Annotated in this window: 24 protein-coding genes; 10 read left to right on the forward strand and 14 right to left on the reverse strand. The window is 71.4% G+C overall.

All coding sequences use genetic code 11. From position 1 onward, the window contains the following. Positions 1-59: 59 nt before the first annotated feature. Positions 60-236, reverse strand: a complete 177-nt coding sequence (locus ACFY3L_RS34050) for a hypothetical protein (protein WP_389333537.1) — start codon at positions 234-236, stop codon at positions 60-62. 169 nt (positions 237-405) lie between these two features. Here ACFY3L_RS34050 and ACFY3L_RS34055 point away from each other — a divergent pair, with 169 nt between their 5' ends. The 3 genes from ACFY3L_RS34055 (at position 406) to ACFY3L_RS34065 (ending at position 6,363) form a co-directional block, all read left to right on the forward strand. Then, positions 406-1,692, forward strand: a complete 1,287-nt coding sequence (locus ACFY3L_RS34055; RefSeq protein WP_389333540.1) for an RICIN domain-containing protein — start codon at positions 406-408, stop codon at positions 1,690-1,692. Between the two features lie 155 nt (positions 1,693-1,847). Next, positions 1,848-4,043, forward strand: a complete 2,196-nt coding sequence (locus ACFY3L_RS34060; protein ID WP_389333543.1) for a cellulose binding domain-containing protein — start codon at positions 1,848-1,850, stop codon at positions 4,041-4,043. Positions 4,044-4,077: 34 nt separating this feature from the next. Then, positions 4,078-6,363 (forward strand): discoidin domain-containing protein, encoded by a 2,286-nt coding sequence (locus ACFY3L_RS34065; protein ID WP_389333545.1) that lies wholly within the window; start codon positions 4,078-4,080, stop codon positions 6,361-6,363. Positions 6,364-7,025: 662 nt separating this feature from the next. Here ACFY3L_RS34065 and ACFY3L_RS34070 read toward each other — a convergent pair. Further along, complete coding sequence (locus ACFY3L_RS34070; RefSeq protein ID WP_389333548.1) at positions 7,026-7,523, reverse strand: hypothetical protein; 498 nt, start codon at positions 7,521-7,523, stop codon at positions 7,026-7,028. Beyond that, positions 7,520-7,915: a DUF6915 family protein gene (locus ACFY3L_RS34075; protein ID WP_389333551.1), complete on the reverse strand. Its 396-nt coding sequence runs from the start codon at positions 7,913-7,915 to the stop codon at positions 7,520-7,522. Before ACFY3L_RS34075 ends, ACFY3L_RS34070 begins: the two co-directional genes overlap by 4 nt. A gap of 289 nt (positions 7,916-8,204) precedes the next feature. Between ACFY3L_RS34075 and ACFY3L_RS34080 the strand changes: the two genes are divergently transcribed. Next, positions 8,205-8,831 carry a maleylpyruvate isomerase N-terminal domain-containing protein gene (locus tag ACFY3L_RS34080; RefSeq protein ID WP_389333554.1) on the forward strand — a complete coding sequence of 209 codons (627 nt, stop codon included), beginning with the start codon at positions 8,205-8,207 and terminating at the stop codon, positions 8,829-8,831. A gap of 36 nt (positions 8,832-8,867) precedes the next feature. Continuing rightward, positions 8,868-9,305, forward strand: coding sequence for a DUF5990 family protein (locus ACFY3L_RS34085; protein WP_389333557.1), 438 nt, complete (start codon positions 8,868-8,870; stop codon positions 9,303-9,305). Positions 9,306-9,308: 3 nt separating this feature from the next. Here ACFY3L_RS34085 and ACFY3L_RS34090 read toward each other — a convergent pair whose 3' ends face one another. The 5 genes from ACFY3L_RS34090 to chvE all read right to left on the reverse strand — a co-directional run bounded on the left by ACFY3L_RS34090 (position 9,309) and on the right by chvE (position 14,318). Continuing rightward, positions 9,309-9,764 carry a hypothetical protein gene (locus tag ACFY3L_RS34090; protein WP_389333560.1) on the reverse strand — a complete coding sequence of 152 codons (456 nt, stop codon included), beginning with the start codon at positions 9,762-9,764 and terminating at the stop codon, positions 9,309-9,311. Then, positions 9,764-10,156: a molybdopterin dinucleotide binding domain-containing protein gene (locus ACFY3L_RS34095; RefSeq protein ID WP_389333563.1), complete on the reverse strand. Its 393-nt coding sequence runs from the start codon at positions 10,154-10,156 to the stop codon at positions 9,764-9,766. The genes ACFY3L_RS34090 and ACFY3L_RS34095 overlap by 1 nt, the downstream gene beginning before the upstream one ends. Before the next feature lie 261 nt (positions 10,157-10,417). Then, on the reverse strand, positions 10,418-11,638 hold the full coding sequence (gene mmsB, locus ACFY3L_RS34100) for a multiple monosaccharide ABC transporter permease (protein WP_389333566.1): 1,221 nt from the start codon (positions 11,636-11,638) through the stop codon (positions 10,418-10,420). Further along, positions 11,635-13,152 carry a multiple monosaccharide ABC transporter ATP-binding protein gene (mmsA, locus tag ACFY3L_RS34105; protein ID WP_389333569.1) on the reverse strand — a complete coding sequence of 506 codons (1,518 nt, stop codon included), beginning with the start codon at positions 13,150-13,152 and terminating at the stop codon, positions 11,635-11,637. The genes mmsB and mmsA overlap by 4 nt, the downstream gene beginning before the upstream one ends. 35 nt (positions 13,153-13,187) lie before the next feature. Continuing rightward, positions 13,188-14,318, reverse strand: coding sequence for a multiple monosaccharide ABC transporter substrate-binding protein (chvE, locus tag ACFY3L_RS34110; RefSeq protein ID WP_389333572.1), 1,131 nt, complete (start codon positions 14,316-14,318; stop codon positions 13,188-13,190). Positions 14,319-14,544: 226 nt separating this feature from the next. Here chvE and ACFY3L_RS34115 point away from each other — a divergent pair, with 226 nt between their 5' ends. From ACFY3L_RS34115 to ACFY3L_RS34125, 3 genes are read left to right on the forward strand one after another with little or no spacing between them, the layout of a single operon-like run. Then, positions 14,545-15,885: an AMP-binding protein gene (locus ACFY3L_RS34115; RefSeq protein ID WP_389333575.1), complete on the forward strand. Its 1,341-nt coding sequence runs from the start codon at positions 14,545-14,547 to the stop codon at positions 15,883-15,885. 49 nt (positions 15,886-15,934) lie between these two features. Beyond that, positions 15,935-16,372 carry a cold shock domain-containing protein gene (locus tag ACFY3L_RS34120; protein ID WP_344504391.1) on the forward strand — a complete coding sequence of 146 codons (438 nt, stop codon included), beginning with the start codon at positions 15,935-15,937 and terminating at the stop codon, positions 16,370-16,372. A gap of 2 nt (positions 16,373-16,374) precedes the next feature. Further along, positions 16,375-17,361: an SDR family oxidoreductase gene (locus ACFY3L_RS34125; protein WP_389333578.1), complete on the forward strand. Its 987-nt coding sequence runs from the start codon at positions 16,375-16,377 to the stop codon at positions 17,359-17,361. Positions 17,362-17,468: 107 nt separating this feature from the next. On the opposite strand, the gene ACFY3L_RS34130 is transcribed toward ACFY3L_RS34125, so the two are convergent. From ACFY3L_RS34130 to ACFY3L_RS34150, 5 genes are all read right to left on the reverse strand, one after another. Further along, complete coding sequence (locus ACFY3L_RS34130; protein ID WP_389333581.1) at positions 17,469-19,076, reverse strand: cellulase family glycosylhydrolase; 1,608 nt, start codon at positions 19,074-19,076, stop codon at positions 17,469-17,471. Between the two features lie 139 nt (positions 19,077-19,215). After that, a complete protein-coding gene (locus ACFY3L_RS34135; protein ID WP_389333584.1) occupies positions 19,216-20,091 on the reverse strand; it encodes a hypothetical protein in 876 nt (291 codons plus the stop codon). Further along, on the reverse strand, positions 20,088-20,312 hold the full coding sequence (locus ACFY3L_RS34140; RefSeq protein ID WP_389333587.1) for a hypothetical protein: 225 nt from the start codon (positions 20,310-20,312) through the stop codon (positions 20,088-20,090). The genes ACFY3L_RS34135 and ACFY3L_RS34140 overlap by 4 nt, the downstream gene beginning before the upstream one ends. Before the next feature lie 119 nt (positions 20,313-20,431). Continuing rightward, positions 20,432-20,830 carry a hypothetical protein gene (locus tag ACFY3L_RS34145; protein WP_389333590.1) on the reverse strand — a complete coding sequence of 133 codons (399 nt, stop codon included), beginning with the start codon at positions 20,828-20,830 and terminating at the stop codon, positions 20,432-20,434. Positions 20,831-20,862: 32 nt separating this feature from the next. Continuing rightward, positions 20,863-21,459 carry a DNA mismatch repair protein MutL gene (locus ACFY3L_RS34150; RefSeq protein WP_389333593.1) on the reverse strand — a complete coding sequence of 199 codons (597 nt, stop codon included), beginning with the start codon at positions 21,457-21,459 and terminating at the stop codon, positions 20,863-20,865. Between the two features lie 59 nt (positions 21,460-21,518). Between ACFY3L_RS34150 and ACFY3L_RS34155 the strand changes: the two genes are divergently transcribed. Continuing rightward, positions 21,519-22,232 carry a response regulator transcription factor gene (locus ACFY3L_RS34155; RefSeq protein WP_389333596.1) on the forward strand — a complete coding sequence of 238 codons (714 nt, stop codon included), beginning with the start codon at positions 21,519-21,521 and terminating at the stop codon, positions 22,230-22,232. Here ACFY3L_RS34155 and ACFY3L_RS34160 read toward each other — a convergent pair. Continuing rightward, entirely contained in the window at positions 22,192-23,454 is a 1,263-nt protein-coding gene (locus tag ACFY3L_RS34160; protein ID WP_389333599.1) for an RNA-guided endonuclease InsQ/TnpB family protein, read from the reverse strand. The genes ACFY3L_RS34155 and ACFY3L_RS34160 overlap by 41 nt on opposite strands. A 155-nt stretch (positions 23,455-23,609) precedes the next feature. Here ACFY3L_RS34160 and ACFY3L_RS34165 point away from each other — a divergent pair, with 155 nt between their 5' ends. Then, complete coding sequence (locus ACFY3L_RS34165; protein WP_389333602.1) at positions 23,610-24,929, forward strand: HAMP domain-containing protein; 1,320 nt, start codon at positions 23,610-23,612, stop codon at positions 24,927-24,929. The last annotated feature ends 13 nt before the right edge of the window (positions 24,930-24,942 follow it).

The raw sequence follows: 24,942 nt of genomic DNA on the forward strand, positions 1-24,942 counted from the left end.
AAGCCTAGAGAACTCCCATCATCCCAGCCCAGAGGGCATTTCCCATACCCGCCGACTCGTCACATCTCGATGCCCCTCGGTGGATCGAGGCTAAGTTCGCGCGACCGCCTCATCACCGCGACCAGCACGGCCGCGACGCCGAGGACGATGACATACGGGTACCAGAGCGTGGCGAAAGCCCCGGCCGCCACGCCGACCACCGCGGCGACGAAAGCCCGGCGCTCACCGACATCCATGCCCGACACCCTGGTACCACCTGCGACGACGACTTAATTGGAGACTTACTTTAACTATTAGGCTTGTTTACCTTGTGGCGGCGTCATCGATGGCTGATGATGCGAGGGGAGCGGATCCGCCCATCCCCTCCCGCCTACCGAAGGACCCCTCGTGCTCAAGAAGCTCCCCTTGAGCGCGCGACGCCTCGTGCTCGCCGCGCTCGCCCTGGTGACCGCGCTGGGGGTGGGCCTGGTCATCAGGCCCGCCCTGGCCGCCGCCGCCCCGTTCAAGGTGCTCGCCTTCTACAACGGCACCTGGGACGCGGCCCACATCGACTTCGACAAGGAGGCCCGGGACTGGTTCCCGGCGCAGGCCGCGCAGAACGGCTTCACCTGGGAGGCGACCACCGACTGGAGCCGGCTCAACACCGGCAGCCTGGCCCAGTACAAGGTCATCATGTTCCTCGACGACGCGCCGCCGTCGGGGCAGCGGGCCGCGTTCCAGCAGTACATGAACAGCGGCGGCGCCTGGATGGGCTTCCACGTCAGCGCGTTCACCACCGACCCCGGCTCGTGGAGCTGGTACTACAACACGTTCCTCGGCTCGGGCGCGTTCCGGACCAACACGTGGGGGCCGACCGCGGTCACGCTGAAGGTCGAGGACCGGACGCATCCGTCGACGGTACGGCTGCCGGCCACGTTCCGGTCCGCGGTCAGCGAGTGGTACTCGTGGAGCAACGACCTGCGGCAGAACCCGGCCATCGACATCCTCGCCTCGGTCGATCCCAGCAGCTTCCCGGTCGGCACGGACCCCAACCAGTCCTGGTACAGCGGCTACTACCCGATCCTGTGGACGAACCGCAACTACAAGATGCTGTACGCCAACTTCGGCCACAACGGCATGAACTACTCCACCAACACCCGCACGTCGTCGACGTTCGCCAGCGCCGACCAGAACCGCTGGATCATCGACGGGATCCTCTGGCTGGCGGGGCAGGGCAGCACGCCGACGTCGCCGACCCCGTCGGCTTCCTCCAGCACCGGCCCCATCTCGCCCACCGCCTGGTACAGCGTCGTCAACAAGAACTCCTCGAAGTGCGTCGACGCGCGGGCGGCCGGCACCACCAACGGCACGGCGATCCAGCAGTACACGTGCAACGGGTCGAACGCGCAGCAGTTCCAGTTCCAGCCGACCAGCGGCGGGTTCGTGCGGATCAACAACCGCGGCAACAGCGCCCAGGCCCTGGACATCACCAACGTGTCGAGCGCCGACAACGCGCCGATCCAGACATGGACCTACGGCGGCGGCACCAACCAGCAGTGGCAGCCCGTGGCCGAGGGCGGCGGCTGGTACCACTTCGTGAGCCGGCTCTCGGGCAAGTGCCTGGACGTGCCGGCCGCGTCGACCGCGGACAGCGTGCAGCTCGTGCAGTACACCTGCAACGGCACGGCGGCGCAGTCCTTCCGGCTGTCCTGAAAGTTTCGGCCTCCACGGACCGCTCCGCGCATTGACGCGTGGTGATGCATTGCCCGGCCCTGGACACCGGGACTACGGTCTCGCCGTCCCGGGTCGGGCACTTGTGACATCGATTCGCCCGGCCGCCTGTGCTTTCTCGCAGCGAGGAGCGGATCGTGCGCCTCATCCCCCATCGACGGCGGGCTGTTGCCGTCATCGCCGTCATCGCGGCCGGACCGGCGGCGGTCGCCGCCGCCGTCACCGTGGCTTCGGCCGCCGCGTCCGGCTGCCGCGTCACGTACACCGTGACCAACTCCTGGCAGGGCGGCTTCGGCGCGAACGTCGACGTCACCAACCTCGGCGACCCCGTGAACGGCTGGACCCTGGCCTGGACGTTCCCGGCCGGGCAGACGGTCACCCAGGCGTGGAACGCGACCGTCACCACCAGCGGCGGCCAGACCCGGGCTTCCGATGTGGGCTACAACGCGCCGATCGCGACCGGGGCGACGGTGTCGTTCGGCTTCAACGGCACGTGGACGGGCAGTAACCCGTCGCCTTCTTCCTTTGCCTTGAACGGTGTCACCTGCACGGGAGCTCCCACGTCGTCGTCCGCGCCACCGCCTTCTTCTTCGGCGCCGCCACCTCCGACGGGCAACGCCAAGCAGATGGAGGACCTGGACCGCGGCCTCATCTCCGTGCGGTCCGGCAGCGGCAACCTCGTCTCCTGGCGCCTCCTCGGCACCGAGGCCCTGTCGACCGCGTTCAACCTGTACCGCGGCGGCACCCGCATCGCGACGGTTTCCACCGGCACGAACTACCTCGACGCGGGTGCGGCCGCGGACGCCTCCTACACGGTGCGTGCCGTGGTCGGCGGCACCGAGCAGACCGCGTCGGGTGCGTCGCTGCGCTTCGCGAACGGGTACCTCGACGTGCCGATCTCCTCACCGGGCTCGGGGTACACCGCCAACGACGCGTCCGTGGGCGACCTGGACGGCGACGGCCAGTACGAGATCGTGCTGAAGTGGGACCCGGCCGATGCCAAGGACAACTCGCAGTCCGGGGTCACCGGGGTCGTGTACGTGGACGCGTACCGGCTCAACGGGCAGCGGCTGTGGCGGGTCAACCTCGGCCGCAACATCCGGGCCGGGGCGCACTACACGCAGTTCCAGGTGTACGACTACGACGGCGACGGCAAGGCTGAGGTCGCGATGAAGACCGCGGACGCCACGGTCGACGGCACCGGCCGGGTCATCGGCAACGCCTCCGCCGATTACCGCAACAGCTCCGGCTACGTGCTGTCCGGCCCGGAGTTCCTCACCATGTTCAACGGCCTCACCGGCGCCGCCATGTCCACCGTGGACTACGTGGTCCCGCGCGGCACCGTCTCGTCCTGGGGCGACAGCTACGGCAACCGGGTCGACCGGTTCCTGGCCGGCACCGCGTACCTCGACGGGCAACGCCCATCGCTGATCATGGCCCGCGGCTACTACACCCGGTCGGTCATCGTCGCCTGGGACTTCCGCAACGGGTCACTCACGCGGCGCTGGACGTTCGACAGCAACAGCTCCGGCAACAGCGCCTACGCCGGGCAGGGCAACCACCAGCTCTCCGTCGCCGACGTCGACTCCGACGGCCGCGACGAGATCATCTACGGGTCGATGGCCGTCGACGACAACGGCAACCGCCTGTGGAACACCGGCAACGGCCACGGCGACGCCCTGCACGTCGGCGACCTCGACCCGTCCCGCCCCGGCCTGGAAGAGTTCAAGGTCGACGAGGACGGCAGCAAACCCTCCTCCTGGATGGCCGACGCCCGCACCGGCCAGATCCTGTGGACCACCCCGGCCAACGGCGACAACGGCCGCGGCGTCTCCGGCGACATCTGGGCCGGCAGCGCCGGCGCCGAATCCTGGTCCTCGGCCGCCGACGGCGTCCGCAACCCGCGCGGTACGGTCGTGGCCACCCGCAAGCCCAGCTCGACGAACTTCCTCGCCTGGTGGGACGGCGACACCACCCGCGAACTCCTCGACGGCACCCACATCGACAAGTACGGCACCTCCGGCGACACCCGCCTGCTCACCGCGTCGAACGTGCACTCCAACAACGGCACCAAGTCCACACCGTCGCTGTCCGGCGACATCCTCGGCGACTGGCGGGAGGAGGTGATCTGGCCGACGTCGGACAACACCGCGCTGCGCATCTACAGCACGCCCGACCCGACGTCGACGCGGCTCTTCACCCTCATGCACGACCCGCAGTACCGGTGCGCGATCGCGTGGCAGAACACCGCCTACAACCAGCCGCCACACCCGTCGTACTTCATCGGCAGCGGCATGGCCACGCCGCCGGCGCCGGTCATCTACGTGCGTTAGCGTTCCTGTCATACCCGCGCGGTAGCTTGTTGGCATGACGTCGGCGAGCTCGGACCTGATCCGCAGGGTGGATCGGTGCGTGCTCGCCGGCGACGTGCCGGGCTTCCCCGTGGTGCCCGACGGGTGGCTGGCCGTGGTGGTCGCCCCCGCCGTCTCGGTCACGGCCTCGGACCTCGCCGCGGCGGTGCCGCCTGACGCCGCGCGCGTCGTGCTGCTCGCGGCCGGCCCGCTCGGCCCCGACCTCGCCGCGGAGCTGGGCCGGCCCGTCGTCGCGCCCGACGGGCCGGTCGTGCAGACGCCCAGCGGGGTGATGGCCACGACCGACGCCGGCGGCGGCTGGTGGCGGCACCGGCCCGGCCGGCCCGCCGAGCCCCTCGGCCCGCGCTGGCCCGCCCCCGACTGGCAGGGCTCCGCGCCGCTGTGGCCTGCCACGGTCATCGCCCAGCCCGTCCCCGCCGGCTGGCTGCTGTCCCCGGGCCCGGTGGGCTCGGCGGCCGCGTTCGACGGGGTCGAGTTCGCCGTCGCCGTGGACCCGTCCCGGCCACGGCTGCTGCTCGACCCGGCCCTCACCGGCGAGCAGCTCGCGCTGGCCATGGCCGCGCTGCCGACCCGCGTGCGGCGCGTCGCCGACCTCGTGCCGCTGGGCGCGGGCCAGGGCGCCGGCCGGGTGGTCGCCTCGACCGCCGCGGCCCGCCTCGGCGAGCCCGTCCACCTGGTCAACGGGGTGCCTCTGCACACGCCCGCCGGGTCGATCGTGGTCTTCGCCCTCGACGTCCACCGCCGGCCCGTCTGGGCCGAGCCCGCGTGGCTGCTGCGCCTCACCCCCGACGGCGGCGAGGAGGTCCTGGCGTCGTCCCCGCCGCACGCGTCGCTGCGGCAGCTCACCCCCGCCACGTATGCGATGGACATGGGCTGGCAGGTGCGGTTGAGCGGCGGCGGGATCCATGCGTTCCCCGGCCCTCCCCCGCCACCCGCGAAGGGCCGCGCCTCATTGGCTGACGCGGCGGCTGCCGGTGGGGCCGCTGCTGCCGTCACCGAGTCCTTCGCCGCTGTGGATGCGGGTCGCTCCGGTGGTCCTTCGGTCCCGGCTTCGTCCCCGGCCTCGGTCCCGGCTTCGTCCCCGGCCTCGGTCCCGGCTTCGTCCCCGGCCTCGGTCCCGGCTTCGGTTCCGGCTTCGGTTCCGGCTTCGGTTCCGGCTTCGGTTCCGGCTTCGGTTCCGGCTTCGGTTCCGGCTTCGGTTCCGGCTTCGGTTCCGGCTTCGGTTCCGGCTTCGTTTGCCGGCGAGGAGCGGCCGGGTGCCTACCGGGTCGTCGTCGGCAGCGCCGGGGAGGCGATCGACGACCTGGTGTGGCCACCGCTGTCGGCGATGTTCACCGCACTGTTGTCGGACATCCCCGCCGCCGTCGACCTCGTCGTGGAGGGCACCTCGTCGGCGTGGGGCGAGGCCGCCGAGCGGGAGCTCGCCGACCGGCACCCCGGCGGCGGCGTGACCAACGGGCAGGCACGCGAGTTCCAGCGCGCCGACCTGCTGCCCATGCCGCCCGCGCCGCTGCCGCCCGACCCGCCGGCCGCGGCCCGCCGCACCCGCAACGGCCTGGCCCTGCTGGCCGCCGCGGCGGTGGTCGTGGTGCTGCTCGCGGTCGCGGGGCTGGTCGCGTTCTGGCCGCGCGGCGGCGAAGGCGCCGACCTCGCCGGCGCCGCCGAGCCGCAGACGGCGACCGCCCCCGGCACCGCACCCGGCATCCCGTCCGCGGCGGTGGCCTCGGCGAGCGGCAGCGCCTCCCCGAAGGCCAGCACGTCCGCCTCGCCCCGCGGCTCCGCCCAGGCGTCGGCGTCCGCCGCGGCCGGCCCCAGCGTCACGGCCTCGACCACGGGCACGCCGCCGCTGCCGTTGGACACCGGCACCGACGCCGCGCGGGGCAGGCCGGCCACGGAGAGCAGCCACACCGAGTCGTACGTGGCGAGCCGCACCACCGACGGCGACCCGATGAGCTACTGGGAGAGCCGCAACAACGCCTTACCCCAGTGGATCCAGGTCGACCTCGGCGCCCCGGTCGCGATCCGCCGCATCGTCCTGCGCCTGCCCCCGTCGTCCGCCTGGCCCGCCCGCACCCAGACCGTCACGGTCCTCGGCAGCCTCGACGGCGCCACCTTCAGCGTCCTCATCCCGGGCGCCGCCTGCCGCTTCGACCCTGCCAGCGGCCAGCGCGCCACGCTCAGTGTCAGCTCAGGCGAGCAGCGTTACGTCCGCATCCTCATCTCCTCCAACACGGTCCAGCCCGCCGGCCAGCTCTCCGCAGTCGAGCTGTACCGCGGCTGACCCACGCGACCGCGCGCCAGCCCATCGTGCCGGGCCTCGACATCCATCCGGACGCCCGACGAACCTCCATCACCGCCGACCGGGCACAGCGGATCAAGCAGGAGAGGCCCCGCATCACCAGCGATGCCACCCCATCACAGCCATGACGGCCGACGCCACGCCGCTGGACCCGGCGGCACACCCCGGTCGCCCGCTCAGGCAACCCCAGCCACCACACCCCGCACAGGTCGCCCACACAACGGATGATCGAAGGACGGATCCGGCCGCCCGCACGACCAGAACCGTCCTTGGATCACACCGGCAGCCTCAGCGAACCCGGCAAGCCCCCGGGCGAACCTCCACCACCGCCGACCGGGCACAGCGGATCAAGCAGGAGAGGCCCCGCATCGCCGACGATGCCACCCCATCACAGCCATGACGGCCGACGCCACGCCGCTGGACCCGGCGGCACACCCCGGTCGCCCGCTCAGGCAACCCCAGCCACCACACCCCGCACAGGTCGCCCCCACAACGGATGATCGAAGGACGGATCCGGCCGCCCGCACGACCAGAACCGTCCTTGGATCACACCGGCAGCCTCAGCGAACCCGGCGAGCTGCCGCGGCTCGCAATCGAGGGCGCCGGCCGGAACCCGCCGGTGTCCGGGCCGGTGACGGCCGGTGCTACTCGTGCGAGTAGCTGTCCACGGTGATGCCGTCGCGCCGGACGGTGATGTGGGCATGCTCGCCGAACGCGTCGAGCAGCACCTGATTGAACGCCTCGCTCTCGAGCGCGTGGCTGAGCGCGAGGGCCCGGTCGAACCGCTCCTCGTCCGGCCCGGTGTACGCGCCGTACGTCCGCACACCCTCAACCCACGAATACTCCCGGCGGCCGAGCGACGGGTGTTTCCCACCGCCGATCCGGAGCTGGTAGGTCAGCTGCGGGTCGAGCACCGGGTCCTCAGGGGTTCGGAACCACGGCGTGTTGACCCTGAACACGCACGGATCGCCGTCGTTGAAGTAGGGCGTGTACTGCGTCCAGCCGAACTCGACGATCGCGTCGTCGGCGAGGATCGCGCGGATCAGCGGTTCGAGGTCCGACAGCGGGCGCTGCTCCACCACGGGGTCGGGCGGGGTGATGGTCCCGGCGACCGGGATGCCGAGGAAGTTGAAGTGGGTCATTCGACTGGCTCCTGGGTCTGGGGCTCGCCCTGCAGTAGGTGGGACAGCGGGAGTTGCTTGCGTTGCGCGCCGGACATCCACGGCGCGATCGGCATGCCGGCGATGTAGTCGGCCGGCGAAGGGAGCCAGCCGAGGTCTTCCAGGACGTGCCGCTCCGCGATCAGCCGGACGGGCACCTGCACCGTCCCGCCGCCGCTCCGGGAGACCTCGATGGTGCGGCCGAAGATGCGCTGGCACAGCCAGACGCCCTCGGTGTGGTGGTAGAGCGACCGGTGCCGGACGTCCCCGATGATCTTCTTTGAGGAATCGATGAACTCCTCTATCTCGATGTAGTCCTCGGGGGCGCCGCCCCACCTGCGCGCCGCCGAGACCGCATGATGCCAGCTGTTCACGCGCTCTCCCGCTCCCCGCGACGCCACGCCGGTACGGAATGTAGATCATCACTGGATGGCGGGCATTGGCGGGGTCATGGCCGGAGGCGCGGGTGCAGGAGGTCGTCGAGGTGTTCGGCGGTGAAGCCGGGGTCGGTCGCCAGGGCGTCGGGTGCACGGCCGGTCGGGCGCTGGTTGGCCGGCGGGAGTGAGGCGGACCAGGCGGGCGCGGCGGGCGCGTGGGTCGTGGTGCGCTGGACCAGGCCGTCGCGGGACAGTCCGCCGACCAGGCGCCGAATAGGATCGGCGGATGATGCGATCCGCGTTTCTCGATGCCAGTGACACCGCCGCGGGGCTGTTGCGGGAGCCGGCCGTGGCGGAGCGGTGGGGCGAGCCGAGCGCGCTGCCCGGGTTCACCGTCGGTGGGCTGGCCCGGCACCTCGCCAATCAGGTCACCAGGACCCTGACGCTGCTCGCGGGGCCGCCGGGTGAGTCCGCCGTCCCCGTGCTCGACCACTTCACCGGCGCGGGCTGGGTCGGGTCGGGGCGGGACAGCGACGACAACGTGCTCATCCGCACGCGGGGTGAGGAGGCCGCCGCGCTGACCAGCGCCGCCGAGCTGGCCGCCGAGGTGGACGCGGCGCTGGACGAGCTGCGCACGGCCGTGCCGGTGCAGCATCCGGAGCGGATCGTGGACATCGGGAAGTGGGGGCTGGCGGTCGACGACTTCCTGCTGACCCGGGTGCTGGAGCTCGTCGTGCACGTGGACGACCTGGCGGTGAGCCTGGACGTACCGACGCCGCAACTGCCGCCGGAGGCCGCCGCGGCCACCGTGGAGCTGCTCGGCCGGCTGGCCGTGTGGCGGCACGGGGCGCTGCCGGTGGTCAGGGCACTCACCCGGCACGAGCGGGCCCCCGCGTCCATAGCGGCGCTGTAGGCCGTACAACACAAAGAGCGGCATACAGTCAGGGGTGTGCGAATCCGGATCGAGGGCACCGACCTGCCGGGGCGGCGCCCCGGCGCCGACGCGTTGCGGCTGCACAACGTGCACGTCGGCGTGCAGCGGAAGGCCGAGGTGGTCGACCGGGTCCGGGCCGACGCGGCGGACGCGGCCTGGGACCTGGAGGTGACCAGCCGGGAGGTCGACGGGCTGCTCGACGTCGGCGGGCCGTGGGTGCACGGACGGCCCGGGGCACGGTTTCTCTACCTGAGCTGGGGCGCGGTGACGGGCGACGAGTTCGCGATGTTCCGCCGGGCGAAGCTCATGTTCGGCGACGTCCCGACCGAGGTGCTGCGGGCGGCACACGACGGGGCCGGCACGCTGCACGGGCGGTTGAGGCTGACCGACGCGGCGGGCGACCCGGTGTGTGCCCGGGTCCGCCCGCCCGCGATCGTGTGGACGGTGGACTGAGAATCAGGCGACCACGAGCGCCTGCGGCGCGGCCTGGCGCATGCGCGTCCGCAGCCACTTGAGCTGCACGGCGGTCTCGCCCTCGCAGCGCTCCACGACCCGCAGCAGGTCCTCGTCCCGCACGCCGCGGGCGGCCTGGCCGACGACGGTCCAGCTGATGTCGCACTCGGCCGCCATGAGGTACAGGTCGTGCAGGTCCCGCAGCAGGCCCAGCCCGCCGCTGCGCGTACCGGTGAACAGGGTCGAATGGAGCCGGTCCGGCTCGTCGGGTGCCTCCGCCGCATACCGTGACGCGAAGGGCGCGAGCTGCGATGCGTGCGCGTCGCACTGGGCGGCCAGCCGGGTGCACAGCGCGTGCACGTCCGGCTCGTCGCCGTGCTCCGAGGCGACCTCCCGGAAGGCGTCGGCGAGGCAGGTCTGCGAGCGGTGCAGCAGGCCGAGATAGTGACCGAGATGCATCACACCACCTTCTCGAGACGGACCGCCGTGACCTTGAAGAGCGGCTGCTTGGAGACGGGGTCCCAGGAGGTGACGGTCAGCTCGTTGGCCGCCCGGTCGAAGGACCCCGAAGCGTCGAAGTAGCCGTAGTGGAACGGGATGAACACCACCCCGGGCCGGATGCCGCAGATGCGGGCGGGCGCCCGGACCGTGCCGCGCGGTGAGGTGACCGCGACCAGATCGCCGTCGCGGATGCCGGAAGCCATGGCGTCGGCGGCGTTGACCTCGACCCACAGGTCCGGGGCCGCCTCGTTGAGCTGCGGCGCGCGGGCCGTCTTCGTCCGGGTGTGGAACTGGTAGGCGCTGCGCCCGGTCGTCAGCAGCAGCGGGTACTCCGCGCGGACTGGTGCCACGAGTCGACCTCCGGCGAGGTCAGGTACGAGTCCACCCTGACCGGCCAGGTGCCGCCGGCCCGGTACGGAGTGCGCGGCCCCCACGGGTCGGCGATCCGATCAACGTCGTGTCGTTTCACCCGTTCCTTCATGCCCGCCAGCACGCGGGTGAATCAAACCCGGGTGAAGCAAAGAGGCAAAGAGGCCCAGGGGACCGTCAGCGTCCCCTGGGCCTCCCATCCGCCGGTTCGCGTCCCGCCCAGGCCGCGGACCGGGGGAACCTCAGCGCGAGCGGCCGGCGCGCCGCTTCGCCCAGACGTCGAACGCCACCGCCGCCAGCAGCACCAGACCCTTCACGAGCATGACGCGCTCGCTCGGGGAGCCGATGAGGGACATGCCGTTGTTGATGACGGCCATGATCAGGCCGCCGGTGATGGCGCCGACGACCTTCCCGACGCCGCCCTGCACCGCCGCGCCCCCGATGAACGCCGCGGCGATCGCGTCCAGCTCGAACGCGTTGCCGGCGGTCGGGCCGGCCTGGTTGAGCCGGCCGGCGAAGATGATGCCCGCGATCGAGGCGAGCAGCCCCATGTTCACGAAGATCCAGAAGGTCACCGACTTGACCTTGACGCCGGACAGCCCGGCGGCCTGCAGGTTGCCGCCGACGGCGTAGATGTGCCGGCCGAAGACGGTGCGCTGGGAGATCAGCGTGTACAGCAGGACGAGCGCGGCGAGCAGGACCAGCACCCACGGCAGGTTCTTGAAGCGGGCCAGCTGCACGATGATGAACATCAGCACGACCGAGGCGCCGGCGATCTTCGCGACGAACACCGGAAGGCTGTCGACGGCCTGCCCGTAGCCGATGCGGCCGCGCCGGGCCCGCCACTGCACGACCACGATCCCGGCGACCGACGCCAGCCCGACGAGCAGCGTGAAGAGGTCCGCGCCGCCGAGCACGCCGAGGCCCACGTTCCGCAGGAAGCCGGGCGTGAACCCGTTGGCGAGGGTCCGCACGTCGTCGGGGAACGGGCCGATGCCCTGGTTGCCCAGGACGGTCATGGTGAGTGCCCGGAAGACGAGCATGCCGGCGAGCGTGACGATGAACGCCTGGATGCCGAAGTACGCGATCCAGAACCCCTGCCAGGCACCGATGAGCGCCCCGACGGCGAGGGTGGCCAGGATCGCGACGGGCCACGGCACGTCCAGGTCGACCATGAGCACCGCGGCGACGGCACCGGTGACCGCGACGACCGAGCCCGCGGACAGGTCGATGTGCCCGGCGATGATGATCAGGATCATGCCGATGGCGAGGATCAGGATGTACGAGTTCTGCACGACGATGTTCGAGATGTTCTGCGGCTCCAGCAGTGAGCCGGACGTCAGGACCTCGAACAGGACCACGATCGCGGCGAACGCGATGTAGATGCCGCTCTGGCGCAGGTTGACCGAGAAGCGGGTCGGCGCCACGGTCTCCGTGTCGGGTGCCTCCACGATGGTCGTCATGAACGTTCCTTCACGCTGGTCATGAGCTGCATGAGCCGCTCGGGGGTCGCGTCGGCGCGGGGCAGCTCGCCGGTGACCCGGCCCGCCGACAGGGCGTAGATGCGGTCGCAGATGCCGAGCAGCTCCGGCAGCTCGGACGAGATGACCAGGATCGCCTTGCCCTCGTCGGCGAGGCGGTTGATGATCGTGTAGATCTCGTACTTGGCGCCGATGTCGATGCCGCGGGTCGGCTCGTCGAGGATCAGCACGTCAGGGTCCGTGAAGATCCACTTGGCGAGCACGACCTTCTGCTGGTTGCCGCCGCTGAGCGTCCCGGTGACGGTGCCGACGCCGGGTGCCTTGATGTTGAGGCCGTGCCGGTAGTCCTCGGCGACCCGGAACTCGCGGTTCTCGTCGACCCAGCCACCCCTGGCGATGCGGGGCAGCGCCGCGCCGGAGACGTTGCGCTGGATGTCCTCGATGAGGTTGAGGCCGTACCGTTTGCGGTCCTCGGTGGCGTACGCGATGCCGTGCGCGATCGCGTCGCCGACGGTCCGCAGCTCGACCGGGACGCCGTCCTTGTACACCCGGCCGCTGATGCCGACGCCGTAGCTGCGCCCGAAGACGCTCATCGCCAGCTCGGTGCGGCCGGCGCCCATGAGCCCGGCGAGCCCGACGATCTCGCCGCGGCGCACCGACAACGACGCCCGGTCGACGACGACCCGTCCGTGCTGGGTGGGGCTGTGCACGGTCCAGTCCTCGATCCGCAGCGCCTCGTCGCCCACCTCATGCGACACCCTCGGCGGGAAGCGGTGCGACAGGTCCCGGCCGACCATGCCGGAGATGATGCGGTCCTCCGTCACGCCCTTGCCCCGCATGTCGAGGGTCTCGATGGTGCGGCCGTCACGCAGGATCGTGGTGGTGTCGGCGACCGCCTCGATCTCGTTGAGCTTGTGCGAGATGATCACGCAGGTGATGCCGCGCTCGCGGAACTCGCGCAGCAGGTCCAGCAGGTGCTGGGAGTCCGACTCGTTGAGCGCCGCGGTCGGCTCGTCCAGGATGAGCAGGCGAACCTCCTTGGACAGCGCCTTGGCGATCTCGACGAGTTGCTGCTTGCCGACGCCGAGGTCCATCGCCGGGGTCACCGGGTTGTCCCGCAGGCCGACCCGGCGCAGGAGCGCGCCGGCGTCGGCGTTCGTGCGGTTCCAGTCGATCAGACCGCGATGGACCCGCTCGTTGCCCAGGAAGATGTTCTCCGCGATCGACAGGTGCGGGATGAGCGCCAGCTCCTGGTGGATGATGACGATCCCGCGCCGCTCGCTGTCGCGGATTCCCCCGAAGTGGCAGGGTTCGTCCTCGAAGAGGATGTCGCCCGTGTACGAGCCGTGCGGGTACACGCCGGACAGCACCTTCATGAGGGTCGACTTCCCGGCGCCGTTCTCACCGCAGATCGCGTGGATCTCCCCGCGGCGGACCTCGAGGTTCACATCCTGCAGCGCGGCAACGCCGGGAAACGTCTTGGTGATGCCGCGCATCCGCAGGATTACGTCGGACTGAGCCTGGGACATGGCTACTTGAGGTCGCTCTCGGTGTAGTAGCCGGAGTCGACGAGGACCGCCTTGTAGTTGGACTTGTAGACCACGACCGGCTCCAGCAGGTACGACGGGACGACCTTCACGCCGTTGTCGTAGTCCTTGGTGTTGTTGGTCTCCGGCTTGCCGCCCTTGAGGACCGCGTCGGCCATCTTCACGGTGACGTCGGCGAGCTTGCGGGTGTCCTTGTAGATCGTCGCGTACTGCTCACCGGCGATGATGGACTTGACCGACGCCTTCTCCGCGTCCTGGCCGGTGACGATCGGGTAGGCCTGGCCGGCGGTGCCGTAGCCGCTGCTCTTCAGCGCCGACAGGATGCCGATCGACAGGCCGTCGTACGGGGACAGCACGCCCTGGACCTTGGTGCCGCCGGTGTAGGTCTTGGTGATGATGTCCTCCATGCGCTTCTGCGCCGTGGCGGGGTCCCACCGGAGGATGGCGACGGTCTTGAAGTCGGTCTGCCCGGACTTCACGACCAGCGTGCCCTTGTCGATGTACGGCTTGAGCGTGTCCATCGCGCCGTTGAAGAAGAAGGTGGCGTTGTTGTCGTCGGGCGAGCCGGCGAACAGCTCGATGTTGAACGGCCCGGTGGCGGTGCCGTCGGAGCCGTCCTCCTTCTTCAGGCCCAGGCCGACCAGCAGCGACGTGGCCTGCTGCACGCCGACCTTGTAGTTGTCGAAGGTGGCGTAGTAGTCGACGTTCGGCGACTTGCGGATGAGCCGGTCGTAGGCGATGACCGGGATCTTCTTGTCCGCGGCCTGCTGCAGCTGGGTCGTGATGGCGGTGCCGTCGATCGAGGCGATGATGAGCAGCTTCGCGCCCTTGGTGATCTGGTTCTCGATCTGGTTGACCTGGGTCGGGATGTCGTTCTCCGCGTACTGCAGGTCGACCTTGTAGCCGAGCTTCTCCAGGGCCGCCTTGACGTTGTTGCCGTCGGCGATCCACCGCTCGGAGGACTTCGTCGGCATCGTGACGCCGATGAGGCTGCCCGCACCGGCGGCGGCACCCGCCTCCTTGTCGGCGGTCTTCTCGGCGGAGCCGCAGCCCGTGACGCTGAGCGCGACGGCGAGGCTGAGGCCCGCGGCGGCCAGTGCTCTGGTGACCTTCATCTGGGGTGTCCTCCACGGTGTACGCAGGGTGCAGCGCCCGGTGACGGCTCGTGTGAGCGCTATCAACGGTGGCGGCGGAAATCTGTGGGTGTCTTGGTCATGGAGCGACTTGAAAACAGGGAATCGTTTCAAGTCCGCGGCGGGGGTGTTGCTCCGGGACAGTGTTAACGCTCACAAATGAAGGTGTCAAGACACCGTCGGATCACGAAATGGGAGGATGGTTGTCATGCGCCTGCTCGCCGGCACCACCGGCCCGGGATCCGCCGACCGGCCCGACGCGGTGACCGTCGACGGCCGGGCCCTGTCCTCCGAGGCCCTGCTCGGCGCGGCCCTCGCGGTCGCCGCGGACGTGCACGGCGCGGCCACCGTCGCCGTCGACGCCACCCCGTCCCTGGAGACGGTCGTCGCGGTCGTCGGCGGCCTCCTCGCCGGCGCCGCCGTCGTGCCGGTGCCGTCCGACGCCGGCCCGGCCGAGCGCTCGCACATCCTCACCGACTCGGGCGCGTCGGTCGTCCTGGACGCCGTCGACGTCACCCGGCGCTCGTCGATCAGCCTGCCCACGCCGGCGCCCGAGTCCCCGGCGCTCATCATGTACACCTCCGGCACCACCGGCGCGCCCAAGGGCGTCGTGCACACGCACGCGTCGCTGGAGGCCGGCGTGGACGCCGTCGCCGACGCGTGGGACTGGACGCCCGACGACCGGCTCGTGCACGGCCTGCCGCTGTTCCACGTGCACGGCCTGGTCCTCGGGGTGCTCGGCGCGCTGCGGGCCGGCTCGCCGCTCGTACACACGCGGAAACCGCAACCCGAGCGGTATGCGGCGGCCGGTGGGACGCTCTACTTCGGCGTGCCGACCGTGTGGTCGCGGGTCTGCGCGCAGCCGGCCGCGGCCCGGGCGCTGTCCCGCGCGCGGCTGCTCGTCTCCGGCAGCGCCGCCCTTCCCGTGCCAGTCTTCGAGCGCCTGCGCGCACTGACCGGCCACGCACCGGTCGAGCGGTACGGCATGACAGAAACACTGATCACGATCAGCGGCCGCTTCGACGGAGCCCGCTTTCCGGGGGACGTCGGCGTCCCCGTCCGCGGCGTCGAGACCCGCGTCGAGGCATCGGACGGTGACATCGGGGACCTGTGGGTGCGCGGTCCGATGCTGCTGCGGCGGTACGTGCACCAGCCCGCCGACCTGGTGGACGGCTGGTTCCGCACCGGCGACATCGCCCGCAAGACCACCGACGGCCGGCACCGGATCGTCGGACGCGCCTCCACCGACCTCATCAAGTCCGGCGGCTACCGCATCGGCGCCGGCGAGGTCGAGGACGCCCTGCTGGCGCACCCCGCGGTCCGCGAGGCGGCGGTGATCGGCACCCCGCACGCCGACCTCGGCGAGGCGGTCACCGCCTACGTCGTCGCCGCCCCCGGCGCGGCGCTGCTCCCGGATGACCTCGTCGACTTCGTCGCCAAGCAACTCTCCGTGCACAAACGGCCGCGCGTCGTGCACCTGGTCGAGGCGCTCCCGCGCAACGCCATGGGCAAGGTGCAGAAGAAGCTCCTCGGTGGTCCTATGCTCTGATGTGCCGGACCCCAGCGGACGCGGGCCGGTTCGATGGCTGGTGGTGGTCGTGGTGGAGACAGGCAGAATTCTGCGGTTCGACGAGGTGCGTGGTTACGGGTTCATCGCCCCCAACGCGGGCGGCGAGGACGTGTTCGTCCACGCCAACGACTTCGGCGAGCAGCGGCACCTCGTGCATCCGGGGATGCGCGTCGAGTACGAGGTCGAGGAGGGCGAGCGAGGGCTGAAGGTCGCCACCGTGCGCATCCTCGACGCTCCCGCGCGCCGTGAGCACGCCCGGCCGTCGCGCCCCGTGCACCACGACGACGAAGACGCCGAGCCCGGCGACGACGACGGCCTGTGCGACGTGCTCAGCAGCCGCGAGTTCTCCGCCGAGGTGACCGAGCTGCTCATCCAGCACGTCCCGTCGCTCACCGGCAGCCAGATCTCGCAGGCGCGCCAGCACCTGGTGAGCTTCGCGCGGACCCACGGCTGGGTGGAGAGCTGAGGATGAAGGTCCTCTTCATCGGCGGCAGCGGCATCATCAGCTCCGCCTGCACCGACCTGGCCGTCGCCCGCGGCATCGACCTGCACGTGCTGAACCGCGGCACCAGCACGACCCGGCCGCTCCCGCCGGGCGTCACGGTCCTGCGCGGCGACGTCCGGGACCCTTCGTCCGCCCGCGCCGCGCTCGACGGCCTGTCCTTCGACGCGGTGGTGGACTGGGTCGCCTTCACGCCCGAGCACGTGCGCGCGGACATCGAGCTGTTCCGCGGCCGGACCGGGCAGTACGTGTTCATCAGCTCCGCGTCGGCGTACCAGACCCCACCGGCCCGGCTGCCCGTCGTGGAGTCGTCCCCGCTGCGCAACCCCTTCTGGCAGTACAGCCGCGACAAGATCGCCTGCGAGGACCTCCTCGTGCGGGAGTACCGGGAGTCCGGGTTCCCCGCCACCATCGTGCGCCCCTCGCACACTTACGACCGCACCCTCGTGCCCTTCGACGGCGGCTGGACCGTCCCGGCCCGCATGCGCGCCGGCCGCGAGGTCGTCGTCCACGGCGACGGCACGTCCCTGTGGACCCTCACCCACCACACCGACTTCGCCCGGGGCTTCGTCCCGCTGCTCGGCCACCCCCGCGCCATCGGCGACGTCTTCCACATCACCGGCGACGACGTCCTCACCTGGAACCAGATCGCCGAGCACATGGCCGCCGCGCTCGGCGTCACCGCGAAGCTCGTCCACGTCCCGTCGGACGCGATCGCCGCCGCCGACCCGGACTGGGGCGCCGGCCTCCTCGGCGACAAGGCCCACTCGATGGTCTTCGACAACAGCAAGCTGCGCGCCCTCGTCCCCGACTACGTCGCCACCGTCCCCTTCCACGTGGGGGCGCGGGAGATCGTCGCCTGGTTCGACGAGGACCCCGCCCGCCAGACCGTCGACGACCGCCTCGACAAGGTCATGGACGACCTGGTCGCCCGCTACCGCATCCACTCCTGACGCGCCGGCGCCGGCTCCTGATTCGCGCGTTCTTCGGCTGGAAGCCGGGCGGTAACGGCGACGGGGCCCGGAGACGATCTCCGGGCCCCGCCTGAATGCCGGCCGCTCTACGAGCAGGCCGCGCCGTTGAGCTTGATGTTGCTCGGGCCAGGGGTCGACGGGCCGTTGGCGGTGAAGCCGACCGAGACCGACGCGCCCGCCGCGAGGGACGGCGACCACGAGGGGCCGGCCGCGGTGAACGTGGTGCCCGACTGGGTCACCGTGGCGTTCCAGCCGCTGCCGAGGGTCACGCCCGACGGGACCGTCCACGTGATGGAGAACGGGTTGACCGCGGCGCTGCCGGTGTTCTTCACCGTGACGGCCGCCTGGTAGCCGCCCTGCCACGCGTTGTCGATGCGGACGGTGGCGGTGCAGGAGCCGGTGCCCGTGTTGCCGGACGGCGACGTCGAGACCGACGGCGAGACCGAGGGCGAGACCGAGCCGGTCGGGTTCGTGCCGCCGACGGGCGGGATGAGGTACGGCTGCAGGATCGACTGCTTCTGCTGGTTGACCGTCTTCCAGTCGTCGCCGACGATGCCGCCCGTGTCGCCGGAGTTGGGGTTCCAGGACCAGTAGGTGAAGTCCATGCCGGTGACGCCGGTGCCCATGTACTCCATGAGCTTCTTCAGCCACACCACGTCCTGCGGGTTCTGCAGCGTCGAGCCGAACTCGCCGACCAGGATCGGCGCGATGTTCTGCTTCTCGATGTAGCCCCAGAACTGGTCCCAGATCGCGGGCAGGTTGTTCGGGAACGACGGGTCGTCGAACCACGCCTGGTGGTAGACGGAGTTCGCGTACTCGTGCGCTGAGTAGACGAGCTTGTTGGGCTTGTTGAGCCGGACCGGGAACTGGCCGGCCTTCGACAGGTTGCCGCCCCACCAGCCGCACGGCTCGTCGGGGATGTTGTCCCACGCGTTGGCGTTGCCGCCGCTGGGGCAGCTGACGCCCTCCACGACGATGAGCCAGTTGGGGTTGACCTCGAGGATGGCGTTGCCGGCGCGCTCCGCGGCCAGGCGCCAGTCCCGGTTCACGTCGCCGCAGCCCCAGCACGACCCGGTGCCGTTGGGGTCGGTGCCGTCCGCGTGCGGCTCGTTGTGCAGGTCCGCGCCGATGACGGTCGGGTTGTTGGCGTAGTGCTGGGCGAGCGAACGCCAGTTGCTGATCCAGGTCGACTCCGGCGTCGCCGACACGTACCAGAGGGCGCTCTGCCCCGCGCTGGTCGGGCGGTGCCGGTCCAGCAGGATGCGCATGCCCTTCGTGCCGGCGTAGGCGACGACCTTGTCGAGGATCTGCAGCGGGGTCAGGCCCTGCAGGTCGGGGTTGGTGTAGCCGTCGACGCTGTTGGCGGTCGCGCCGGGCTTCAGGGCGTCCTCGGAGAAGGGCACACGCAGCGTGTTGTAGCCGAGGCTCGCCATCTGGTCGATGTGGTCGCGCCACGGGCGGGCCCACAGGCCGTGGAACGTCTTGTTGTCGGTCTCCATGCCGAACCAGTTGATCCCGGTCAGGCGCACCGGGTTGCCGCCGGCGTCGATGATCTGGTTGCCGCGGGTGCTCAGGTAGCCCGTGCCGGTGCCTCCCACGGCCGCCGACGCCGTGCTGTTGAGCCCGATGACGGCGACCGCGCCGACGACCGCCAAGCTGCTGGCCGCGACGGCGGCCCAGAGTCTTCTCACCACACCCTCCTCAGTCGGCACTGCCACCAGGACGGGAGTCGTGGCAGTGCAGGCAGACGCTAGGAGCGGGCGCTCGCACGTGTCGTCGCCGTCGCCACGGTACGAGGAAAACCGCAGGTCAGCCGGGCGTGACGGGCGAAAGTTACATCGTGGGAAGCTGTGCCAGCAGCTTCCCGTGCGCGTCCAGGACCTGCTGGGCGGCGGCCTTGGTCGCCGGGTCGGCGCCGTTCTTCGCCTCCGACCCGCACAGCGCGGTGGTGCCGGTCAGGTGGTCGCGGAGCACCTCGAGGGCCTTCGCCGGCTGCTGGGCGGCGGGCGCGGCGCGGATCGCCGCCATGTCGGCGTCGACCACCATCCCGGGCAGGTCGTGCCCGGCATGGATGCTGGAGTCCTCGACGGCGCCGCCGTCCGCGAGGGCCTTGCGCAGCGCGGCGAGCTCGGCCCGGTGACCGTCGGCCGCCGTCCTGGCGATCGGCGTGAGCACCGGGTCGCCGCCGGTGATGATGAGGTCGAACAGCTGCCCGGCGCTGGTGTTCAGGGAGATCATCAGCTGCAGGTACGCGATGTCCGTGGGGTTCAGCGAGGTCACCGCGACCGGTGCGGTGCTGCGCTGGCCCGTGGGTGCCGCCGGCTCGTGCGCGGGTCTGGCCCAGAGCACCACGACGGCGAACGCGCCGACCAGCACGATGAGGACCGCCCCGACCCGGCGCCAGGCGTCCCGCCCGCGCTCCTCGGTCTCCCCGGTTGCCGCTGCTTCCGCGGTACTGGTGGAATCCGCGCTCTCAGAAGCCTTCGGGGCTTCCGTTGCCTCTGTCGCCGCGGCTTCCTCCGCCGGCGTCTCGGTGGCGGGTGCTTCGGCGGCTTCCGTCTGCGGGGCCTCGGTGGCGGGTGCTTCCGCGACTTCCGTCTGCGGGGCCTCGGTGGCGGGTGCTTCCGCGACTTCCGTCTGCGGGGCCTCGGTGGCGGGTGCTTCCGCGGCTTCCGCCTGCGGGGCCTCGGCGGGCTGGTTCGACATCATCGGCCACCACCCTTGCCGCGGCGGGGAGGGAGGTCCGCCGCGGTCGGGGTGGCGGCCCCGGCCGACGGCGCCGCGGCGCTGGGGGCAGCCGCGGTGTGGTCTGCGGGGTGCGGGCGCATCCCCGGCAGACCCGTGGACACGACGCCCCCGCCGCGGGCCCGGTGGGCGAGCGGCGGCATGGTGGCGGGTGGCGGTCCCGCGACCGTCCGGGCGGTGGTCACGCATCGACGGTAAGCGCCCGGACCTGCGGGGAGCATTAGACGAACTTTAAGATTTGCCCTGATCGCTGCGACGTTTTCCGGGGCCGCCGATAACAGTTTTCCGGCAGATCACGCACCGGTCACGCACTGAAGTGGTTGGTCTGCACGTTGTGGTCGCCGGCCTGGACACCGCGGGAGTTCGTGATGGTGACGCCGGGGCGGGCGGGCAGCATCGCGGCGATCTCCGCCGCCAGCTCCGGATCGCCCCCGAGCGCGGCGCGCACCTGCGCCCGCACGAGGTCGGCGAGGGTCTCGTCATCGGGCGCGGACCCGAGGTCCGTCACCGCCTCCTCGATCTGCTGGCCGCGGCCGGACCGGAACAGCCGCCGCAGCACCCGCCGCCCGACACCGATGCCCGCCTCCGCGGTGGCGTCGCCCGCCTGGTCGACGACGCGTTGGACGACCGCTGTGCCGTACGCGCCGACCGCGGCCGAGACGAACGGCACGACCGCGCTGGTGACCTCGCCGACATCGACCATGACAACCTGTGTAGCACGCCCGGTCGAGGCGGTCAGGTGCCGATGCGGGTGACGGTGCCGTGCGGGGCGCCCTGCCACCACATCGCGTCGACGAGGTAGGCGGCCTCGCCACCGGCGGAGATGAACTGGACGACCAGCCGGCTCGGCTCGGTCTGCGCCCGCGACACGGAGTACCCGCCCCGGGGCGTGGCGGTGACGACGGAGACGACGCCGTCGCGGATGCGGATGACCGCGTCGCCGCCCTCGGACCGGAACGAGCGCAGGTACGTGTCGACGCCGTCGGCACCGGTCGTCACGGTCCAGCCGTCGACGACGCGGGCGGGGGCGGCGGTGGTGACCTTCACGCTCGGAGTGGCGGCCGCCGACGTGCGCGGCACCGCCGAGGTCGCGCCGGGCGTGGTGGCGGCGCCGGTGGCCGCGGGCGGCGACACCGGCGTGGTGAGCGGCGGCAGGCCCGGCTGCGGGATCAGGTCGCCCGGCCCGCGCGCCTCCGCGGCCGGCACAGGCAGCGAGTCGGACGGCACGGCCGTGCGCAGCACGGGGCGCAGCGCCAGCGACGCGACGCCGATACTCGCCGTGGTCGCCAGGCACCACAGCAGCACCGGCACCGCCGCATGTCTGACCCGCACCGGCAGATCTTCTCACCCGCCCCGCTCCACATGGCAAACCCGGCGGTTACCGTGTTGCCATGCCGCTGATCCTGCTCGTCGAGGACGATGTCGCCGTCTCCGGCGCCCTGTCCAGGGCGTTGACCGACGCCGGTCACGTGGTGCGTCCGGTCGGCAACGCCGGGTCCGCGCTGCGGGTCATCGCGACAGACCCGCCCGACCTGGTCATCCTCGACCTCGGGCTGCCCGACATGGACGGTCTGGACGTGCTGCGGATGCTGCGCGGCATCTCCAACGCGCCGGTCATCGTCGCCACCGCCCGGCGCTCGGAGCGCGACATCATCCGGCTGCTCGACGCAGGCGCCGACGACTACGTGACGAAGCCGTTCTCCAGCGCCCAGATGTCGGCGCGGATCAACGCGGTCCTGCGCCGCGGGCAGGGCACCACCGGCCCCGCCGCCGTGCCGGCCGGCGTGACGATCGGCACGCTGCACGTCAACCCGCAGCAGCGGTTCGCGTCCATCGGCGGCCAGCCGTTGCAGCTGACGAAGAAGGAGTTCGACCTGCTGGCGTACCTCGCCCAGCGGGCCGGCCGGGTCGTCAGCCGGCGGGAGCTGCTGACCGAGGTGTGGCAGCGGCCCGACAGCTCCGGCGAGGACCAGACGATCGACGTGCACGTGTCCTGGCTGCGCCGCAAGCTCGGCGAGAGCGCGACCCAGCCGCGGTACCTGCGCACGTTCCGCGGGGTCGGGGTCATGCTCGTCGACCCGGACCAGGTCCCCGCACAGCCTTGACATCTTCCCCGCGCCTACGGGCGGGGGGGGTTCCAGCGGTCGCCCGCCGGGTTTCCTGCTTCACCGACGACTGCCCCGTCCGAGAGGACTCTCGTTGAGGTCTTACACCGCCTCCACAGGCGATCACGGAGAGCCCCTCCGCGAGAATGTTGCGGGCCGCGTTCACGTCACGGTCGTGGGCCTGCCCGCACCGGCAGGTCCACGACCGCACGTGCAACGGCATCCGCGCAGCGAGCGCACCACAGGCCGAGCACAGCTTCGACGACGGGAACCAACGGTCCATGACGACCAGGGTGCGGCCGTGCCAGTCGGTCTTGTATTCGAGCATGGTGCGGAACTGCCGCCAGGCCACGTCGCTGATGGCGCGGGCCAGGCGATGGTTTCGGATCATGTTGCGGACGGTCAGGTCCTCGACCACGATCGTTTGGTTCTCACGAACGAGCCGAGTACTCAACTTGTGCAGGTGATCCCTGCGCCGGTCGCTGATCCGGGCATGCACGCGGGCCACCTTCAGCCGGGCCTTCGCCCGGTTCGCGGACCCCTTCTCCTTCCTGGCCAGGTTGCGCTGGGCGCGGACGAGCGCGGCCGGGTCCCGGCACTCATGCTTCGGGTTGGTGATCTTCTCGCCGGTCGACAGGGTAAGCAGACTGTCGAGACCGGCGTCGACACCGACCGCCGCCGAGGCCAGGGCCTGCTCGACCCGGTCCTCACAGAGCAGGGACACGAACCAGCGGCCCGCGGCGTCCTGGGACACGGTGACCGTGGACGGCGATGCTCCCTCCGGCAGTGGCCGCGACCACACGATGTCGAGAGGCTCGGCCATCTTGGCCAGGGTGAGCCGACCGTCCCGGAAGCGGAACGCGCTGGTGGTGTACTCCGCCGAACGACGCGAACGCTTCTTCGACTTGAACGTCGGATACTTCGCCCGCTTGGCGAAGAAGTTGGTGAACGCCACCTGCAGGTGGCGCAGCGCCTGCTGCAACGGCACCGAGGACACCTCGTTGAGAAACGCCAGCTCGCCGGTCTTCTTCCACCCGGTCAGCAGCGCGCTGGTGGCGTTGTAGTTCACCCGCTCCTGACGCAGCGTCCACGCCTCGGTCCGGGCCTGCAACGCCAGGTTGTAGACCAGTCGGACACACCCGAACGTCCGGGCAAGCTCAGCCGCCTGCCCGGAGGTCGGGTAAAAGCGGTATCTGAACGCCCGCTTCACCACCCTGGCCACGGCTCGCAAGCTAACACACGCATCGGTGAACCTCGCTGTGACAGGCGGTCATACGCCGGTCCGCCCAGGCGGCGGATCGGCGTTGCCTGTCCTGCTCCGCAGGGGTTCCGTTTCCTCCCCACGGCCAAAGCCGGGGGTTTCCACGGAGGTTTCCGATGAGAAACGCGCTCATGCGCCTCTCGTTCGCGATCACCTCAATGATCGCGCTGGCCTTCCTGGTGCCCCTCGCGTATGTCACCAAGGAGATCGCCCACGACCGTGCCCTGGCCGAGGCGCGTTACCAGGCCGACGCGATGGTGGCCGCCCTGGCGTCCACCTCCGGCAACGGATCCGGCGCCCTCGACCGTGCCGTCGCCACGGTGCCGGCCGGGCAGAGCGGCCGGCTCGCCGTGCACCTGCTGGGCGAGCCGACGGTCGGCACCAGCCACGCCGCCGCCGCGGAGGTGGACCGCGCCGCCACGCAGGGCAGGTCGCTGACCGTCGACGCCCCCGGCGGCGTCGCCTACCTCCAGACGGTCGTCCTGGACGGTGACCGGACCGCGGTCGTCGAGGTGTACGTGTCCGACGCCGACCTCGGCCGCGGCGTCGGCGCCGCCTGGCTGGCCCTCGCCGGTCTCGCGGTCGTCCTCATCGGCGGCTCGATCCTGGTCGCGGACCGGCTCGGCGCGCAGATCGTGCGCTCCACGAAGCGCCTCGCGGAGGGCGCCCGCGCCTTCGGCGACGGCGACCTGCACGCCCGCGTCGAGCCGGACGGCCCGCCGGAGCTGCGGGACGCGGCGCGCAGCTTCAACCGCATGGCGGACCAGATGGTCGCCTTCGCCGACGCCGAGCGCGAGCTCGCCGCCGACCTCTCCCACCGCCTCCGCACCCCGCTGACCGCCCTCCGCCTGGACGCCGACGCGATGCCGCCGGGCCCGATCGGCGAACGCATGCGTCAGGCGTTCGACGCCCTCGACGACGAGATCGAGCAGATCATCACGACCGCCCGCCGCTCCGCCGCCGACCGCGTGCCCGAGAGCACCGACCTCGTCGAGGTCGTCGCCGACCGCCTCGCGTTCTGGTCGGTGCTCGCCGAGGACCAGCAACGCCCCTGGCGGGTCGTCGGCGGTCAGGAGCCCGTGTGGGTGCCGGTCGCCGAGTCCGACCTGGTCTCCGCGGTCGACTGCATGCTCGGCAACGTCTTCCAGCACACCCCGGAAGGCACCGGCTTCGAGGTCCACGTCTCCCCGCGCGGCCTGACCGTCGACGACGCCGGCCCCGGCATCGCCGATCCCGCGCGTGCCCTCCGCCGCGGCTCCAGCGGCGCCGGCTCCACCGGCCTGGGCCTCGACATCGTCCGCCGGGTCGCGGAAGCCGCCGGCGGCCGCCTCGTCGTCGAGCGCAGCCCGCTGCGCGGGGCCCGCGTCGCGGTCGTCCTGGAGCCGGACGCCGTCACGACCCCGCCACCCCGCCCTCAGCGCCGCGTCGTCCGCTGACGCGCCACCGGCG

The organism is Dactylosporangium sp. NPDC000521 (genome assembly GCF_042898305.1).
Taxonomy (GTDB): Bacteria; Actinomycetota; Actinomycetes; order Mycobacteriales; family Micromonosporaceae; genus Dactylosporangium.